This is a genomic window from Moritella sp. PE36 (assembly GCF_000170855.1).
In the GTDB taxonomy this organism is placed as follows: Bacteria; Pseudomonadota; Gammaproteobacteria; order Enterobacterales; family Moritellaceae; genus Moritella.
On record NZ_ABCQ01000094.1, the window covers coordinates 1 to 6,617 of the forward strand.

5 protein-coding genes are annotated in these 6,617 nt (G+C 41.0%); all 5 read right to left on the minus strand.

Features of this window, described 5'->3' with window-relative positions:
- On the minus strand, positions 1 to 2,487 hold a 2,487-nt coding region (locus tag PE36_RS23065), incomplete at its 3' end, for a PAS-domain containing protein (RefSeq protein WP_006034532.1).
- Between the two features lie 144 nt (positions 2,488 to 2,631).
- The gene (locus PE36_RS23070) at positions 2,632 to 3,063 is read right to left on the minus strand and encodes a hypothetical protein (RefSeq protein ID WP_006034533.1); all 432 of its coding nucleotides are present in this window, start codon (positions 3,061 to 3,063) and stop codon (positions 2,632 to 2,634) included.
- A gap of 4 nt (positions 3,064 to 3,067) precedes the next feature.
- Positions 3,068 to 3,730, minus strand: coding sequence for a response regulator transcription factor (locus PE36_RS23075; RefSeq protein ID WP_043995010.1), 663 nt, complete (start codon positions 3,728 to 3,730; stop codon positions 3,068 to 3,070).
- Between the two features lie 104 nt (positions 3,731 to 3,834).
- Complete coding sequence (locus PE36_RS23080) at positions 3,835 to 4,539, minus strand: exonuclease domain-containing protein (RefSeq protein ID WP_006034535.1); 705 nt, start codon at positions 4,537 to 4,539, stop codon at positions 3,835 to 3,837.
- Between the two features lie 44 nt (positions 4,540 to 4,583).
- Positions 4,584 to 6,428, minus strand: coding sequence for a DUF294 nucleotidyltransferase-like domain-containing protein (locus PE36_RS23085; protein WP_006034536.1), 1,845 nt, complete (start codon positions 6,426 to 6,428; stop codon positions 4,584 to 4,586).
- Positions 6,429 to 6,617 lie beyond the last annotated feature (189 nt).

A 6,617-nucleotide genomic window follows, 5' to 3' on the forward strand; every position in this document is an offset into this window, starting at 1 on the left:
GAGTGATAGATCGATACTACTCACTTGGCGTTGCTGATTTTCATTTAAGGTCGACTGACTGGCAAGTGCAGATGTAAACAAGCGTGCGGCTTCAAGTGGCTGCAATAAATCATGGCTGCACACTTGTAAAAAATGACTTTTCTTACTCAGCGCCTCATCGGCAACCACCCTCGCCTTCGCTAGCTCTTTATTGGCTTTCTCGAGTTTTTTAGTTCGCTCTGCTACACGGGTCTCTAAATCTTGATTGGCTTCTTTTAATACCCGTTCCGCTTGCCTGAATGCAGTGATATCTGAAAAGACCATTAGAAATCCGCCGTCCGGTAATGGGTTTCCTTCGATGCGGATGACCTTGCCATCTTCACGTAACCGTTCCGAGTTATGCGACTGTCTTAAACGCAGGAAATCGATGCGTTTTTTTACATGCGCTTCAATATCACCCCCACCACACAAGCCGCGTTCAGCATTAAATCGAATTAATGATTCAATCGGGCAACCGACACGGAGAATATTGTCAGGATAATTAAACAAAATTGCATACTGTTTATTCCAGGCTACAAGTTCGAGTTCATCGTTAACAATTGAGATCCCATCTCTGGTGTTTTCAATCGCGCTTTTTAGCAAGTTCTGACTAAACTCTTGTCGATGGCTAGATGCGTTACCCACTAAGGTCGCCAGTTCATCCAAAGCGAAATCATGGCCATCTAAAGCAGAATTAAGCACCAAGCGAGCAGATGATGAACCCATCACACTCGATAATACTTTCTCTGTATGCTCCAGCGCATATTCAGCCTTTTCCTTTACGGTATACTCTAAGGTGATAGCGACCTGCTCAAAAGCTTGGAAACTTTTGGATGCTTTATCGTCACCCACAAATTGCGCGGTCAATAACAATAATTCATCTACCGATATAGCCAACCGTTTCGACTTAGCTTTGCGCTTACTTTCCACTAATGATTGCGGTAACTGCCGCTTTAAAAATAACGCCCCTTGTATTCGTTCTTGGATACTGGATCTGGTCACTAATGATATAAGGACCATCACGACAACATTAACCGACAGGCAGAGCAAGTTGATCGCAGTTGAACTTGCAAATATAGTCTCTACTAATGGGCCTTGATAGAAACCCAATTGCGGTAAAAAATTAAGCAGTGTCCACAATGAAAAGCCGATACTAATCCCGGTAAACACACCTTTCAATGTAGCTCGACGCCAATAAAAAGCGGCAACTAATGCCGGTGTAAGCTGTGCCAAGGCACCTAATGCCGTAGCCCCTAAACTTGCTAACGCTGTAGGTGGAATAAATAGAAAGACCAGATAGCTGAGTAAACTAACAAACAGCACTAATATTTTGCGAATATTGAGCAATTTTAATCTAAACGCATCGTATTGTGTGGGATGTTTATTCTTTTTAAATAGGAACGGGAATACAATTTCATTGCTCAACATGGTACTCAATGCAATGGTTGATACGATCACCATCGAGCTTGCTGCAGAAATCGCCCCTAAAAATGCAAACAACGTCAGCCATGTTTGATCTTGATACCAAGGCAGCACCAATACATACATATCCGCAGGCACGCTATTACCCAATAGTAAATAACCAGCTAAGCCAAGTGGCGCGGAAAAAAACGCAAATACAAGCAGGTATAATGGGAAGATACGACGACTCAACCAAGCATCTTGCTCATCACGTAGTTCTACAATCATGACGTGGAATTGCCGCGGTAACACAAAAAATGCGGCCATCACAATAATGATCATACCAAACATGGCACTTAGATCGGGAAATTGTAATGCACTGGCTAACTCTGCATTGGCACTCGCTTGTTGCCAAATATCCTGGGGTGAATCGAAGACAAAATAGCAAATAAAAATACCGACACTGGCAAAAGCGATAATTTTTACGAGGGCTTCAAACGCAATCGCCAGCATAATACCGGGATGACGCTCTGTCACATCAATATTACGAATGCCAAATAACATGCTAAAACCAGCCAGTACACAACTAGTGACTAAACCAAGCTGCCAAGGCATAAAGACTTGTTCGATTTGTAATTGTTGGAAGGAATAAACAATCGCTTTAATTTGTAAGGCGATATATGGCATAGTGCCAAGTAACGATACCATGGTCACCAGAATAGCCAAGGCATGTGACTTACCAAAACGAGCCGCAAGTAAATCGGCGATAGAGGTTAAATTAAAATTAATACTGGTTTGAATTATACGTTGTAGAAAAGGCCATGCGAAAAAAAGTAACAGTATTGGACCCAAATAAATAGGTAAATACGAATAAACACTGGTTGCCGCTTGTCCTGTGGTGCCAAGAAAACTCCACGAGGTACAATACACAGAAACAGCAAAGGCATAAATAAGCGCTTGGCGTTTCCCTTGGATCAGATGACGATATTTATCGCCTAAAAAAGCAATTAAAAATAATAACGCGATATAAAAAAAACTTAATAGCATCAACTGCCAATTTGCGAACATACTGTGACCTATCGAACTACAACTGAATTAATTTATTCAAGAACAGAGAAAGCGCTATACCCTAGCCACTGCAAGTGGACAAATAGAAAACCAAAAGAGAGGATATTCAAAGCATGAAGCACCTTGGGTATAGATACAGAACAACTAGAGCAAAGTTTCAAACTCGCTAATGTAATCACCGCCTTTAATAGAGGCAATCAACCTTAGCTTATAACTTGCCGAAGTATTAGCTAATTCACGCAGCGGAGTTTGTGCTTGCCAATAATAATTACTTTGTACCTGCGTCAAGGGATATGCTGTCGAGGTATTGTCTTCATTAACCAAAAACAGCACCGCTTCATCAAGCGGGAACGTCGAATTGACGACCGTTGAACCATTTTTATCAAACACATTAACTTTAAAATCACCACTTGTCAGCACACAGCCACCCGCCAGTACCTCACAAGAAGATTCAGGTATTAATGTGACTAGTTTATTTTTATCAGCATCGTTTTCAATAAAATAATCAGACGCAATATAGCCGAAGACTGCTAATAACGGAGCAACAAGTACTGCCACTTTTGTATGTTTATTCATATCCTTATTCCTTTAAGCTATCACTGTATTCCGGTACATCGAGCTGCCCTAACATCATTGCAGCTTGTGTTCTATTACGCACATTTAATTTGCGAAAAATGGCGCTGGCATGGGCTTTAACGGTTGCTTCAGCAACACACAATTTATCGCCGATTTGCTTGTTAAGTAGTCCTTCAGAAAACATCATTAATATGCGATATTCTTGTGCGGTCAACTTAGCTATTGCCACGTCGGCAGTCGCGTTTACGTCTTGTTTAGGCTTTTCAAATGTACCTGGCACCCATAGTTGGCCTGCTAGTACACTGCTAATAGCCGAGATTATAACCGCTACAGATTCTGATTTAGGTACAAAACCAGACGCACCGTGTTGCATCGCTTTAGCAATGATCGTTTCATCACTGTAAGCAGAAATAACCACAACGGGGACATCAGGATTTTGTTTTCTGATACGAATTAAATGATCAAATCCATGTGCACCGGGAATATTAAGATCCAGTAATAATAAATCAGCATCGGCATTGGCAATAAGACACTCACTAATGCTTTCGACTGTTTCGGCTTCAAACCATTGGGTGGTTTTAAATTGTTCTTTTAAGGCAATTAATAATGCTTGTCGAAAAAGTGGGTGATCATCGGCAATGATGATTTTTTCTGGCATTACGTGCATATTCATCCATGTATGACTACAAATAATTAACCCCTACTATACATGACACCGTGTTACCAAACTGTGACGAACTTAACTTGCTCAGATCGAGGTATGCGACTTAACTAACCGAAAGCGGTTGTAATCAATGACTTTAATTTAGTATGACCTTTTAGTTCAGAATGTTGCACTTTGGCCATAAACAGTTCGGCGGTGGCAATTGCATCGTTTAACGCATTATGGGCTGAATAACGTGGTAGCCCATATTCTTCACGTAAATTAGACAGGTGTAACCTAGATGGCGCATAAGCTTGGTTACCTCTATCATGCCTTTTTTTGGCCAATGCCAAGGTATCAATAACGGGAAATATCGGCGCCATACCATACAATTTGATGCAGGCTTGCTCGAGAAAGGTTTTTTCAATCTGAGCATAATGCACCAACATTGTTTTTCCAGCCAATGCCGCTAATAAATCCTCGACGACACTTGCCAAGGGTCGCCCGCTGGCTTTTTCTTTATCTGTTATATTATGTATCGTGACATTGTCACCTACAAGTTCGCAATGTGCCGCCACAATTTGATGATAACAACTGTCTAAACGAATTTTACTTCCCGCCAGTTCAACATAACCGATACTCAAAATATTATCCTGTTTAGCATTGAGCCCCGTCGTTTCAAAATCAACAGCCAAGATATCACTGTTCATTATAGGCTGTTCAAGATTGATAATCGGCACACTTAAGTATTGCTTCAAGGGCCCTTCAGGCGCTTTCGTTAATAGTCGTTTCCGCTGTGTTTCGAGACTAAAAAAATATTGTATAAGATTCATAACACACCCTCATTACTCGATTTATCCTGTTACACTATTTCCAACTAAACCATCTGTCGATAACTCTGCATCGCTTTAATCACCTTAAAGGCATCTTTCAAATGTTCTCGCTCTAGCCTAGATATTTCCTTGGGTAACAAGTAACTATCCGCTGCTTCACCATTGGCTAATTGTTTGGCCTGATGCTCAGCACGTAGCATGCCTAACAATTCGAATGCATCAATTAAATTCGCCGATTCAGTACGACTCAATGATGGTGTTCCCGCCGCTAACCTTAAGCGCATGATGGTATTGACGTCTTCAATACCTTCAGATAATGCATAAATTCGCGCTAGATTAATAATCGGTGCTAAGCCATTATGCTTAAGGTCGAGTCCTTTTATATTTTTACCATCTTGAATTAGCACAAAGTCACGGAAAAAGCCTAATGGTGGTTTCTGCAATAACGCATTCCGAGATAAGTGAGCTTGAAATAAGGTGTTTTTTTGTGTTTTCTGCAACATACTTCGGCGTACATCATGCAGCAATGCACTATCCCCATAAACAGTAGTGAGATCAAAAAACACACTGCTATTTAATAGCGCTTGAGGATCTGGTTGTGTTACCCAATCAGTAAAGTAACCTTGCCATATCTGTTGTTTCTGTCGCCATTCTTGGTTAGTCGCCATGATGTTACCCGGACAATAAATATAACCACAGGCAGCGAGTCCATCACACACAAAATGGGCAAACGATTCAAACCAAGCTTCTTGCTCTGCTGTGGCGCTGTCAGCAATGATTAACGCATTATCTTGATCTGAAGAAACCAACTGCTCTTGCCTCGCTTGTGAACCTGCACATAACCAAGCATATCCAACAGGTGCTTTACCTAATTTTTGTTCAGCTAGTTCAATCAAACGTATGGTAAATGCCATTGTTAATGCACTTATATTTTTACCTAAATAATCAGCGCTGGCCCCCAGTTTGGCCATACTCACTTGCAGTTTCGGTAACATCAAACTCAGTTCAACCAAGGCGTCAACAGAGCTGGCTTTATGGATCACCGAACTTAAATTAACCGCATGATGCCCTTCTTGGTTCATTAAATCCGTAGCGGTCAACATACCAACCAATGCCCCATGTTTAGTCACCGGCAGATGGTGTATGCGCTGACTTATCATTAAAGCCAATGCGTCATGACCACAAAGCTTAATATCAATTGTCGTCATATTGGCTGTCATAATCTCAGTCACCGAGCATTGGCTATTTAGCCCTTCAGCTACACATCGCCGCCGAATATCTTTATCTGTGACTATTCCTGTCGGTTCTGTCTCCCCCATAATGATGAGGCACGACACCGCTTTTGTTGTCATGTACTTTGCAGCATCTTGAATACTTGCTTGCATTGATATCGTGATCGCAGGGCTATTGTAATAATCAGTTATCGGCGCATTGGTTAAACTTGAGGCGATTAATGCAGACTCGTTTATCGCCCCCATCTTATGCTGTAATCGCTGTGGTGCAGTTTGCAATAAAAACTGCAGCACATTTGGCTGTTCAACAAGTAATGCTTCTAATTCATTAAAATCAATCGCATAGAGCAGGCAATCTTCTTCGACACGTAAACTTATTTGTAACGCTTCGGCATCAAGCTGACATAACACACTACATAAATCACCTTCAGAAAACTTACCTTGCAACTCATCACTTTCATTGTAATAAGCAAGTACCCCTTTTTTAACGATATACAGCATGACTTGATCGTTATCATGCGCATCTAAGGTAGTGTCATTACGGTAATAACCAATGGAAGCGCGTTTGGCAATAAGGTGGCAATCCTGATCATTTAGTAAATTAAAAGGCGGTATGGCTTTAATAAAATCAACAATATCATTTAACGCGGTATTCATATGTTCACCTTGGCCTGCTAATCATCGGTATTGGTTCGTTACTTACTTAATATTTGAATATAAGTGTTCAGTTTTAACCCATCTACCTCTAAAACGTCAACGCCGAAAATAATATATAGACGAAAGTTGTATAGGGTTATTTTTTAAAGGTTGCTAGATTTATACCCAAGCTAGTGCAAGCACCGACAA

Coding starts and splice junctions, on each gene's coding strand:
- PE36_RS23070 (WP_006034533.1), bottom strand. CDS start 3,063: ATGAATAAACATACAAAAGTGGCAGTACTTGTTGCTCCGTTATTAGCA.
- PE36_RS23085 (WP_006034536.1), bottom strand. CDS start 6,428: ATGAATACCGCGTTAAATGATATTGTTGATTTTATTAAAGCCATACCG.
- PE36_RS23075 (WP_043995010.1), bottom strand. CDS start 3,730: ATGCACGTAATGCCAGAAAAAATCATCATTGCCGATGATCACCCACTT.
- PE36_RS23080 (WP_006034535.1), bottom strand. CDS start 4,539: ATGAATCTTATACAATATTTTTTTAGTCTCGAAACACAGCGGAAACGA.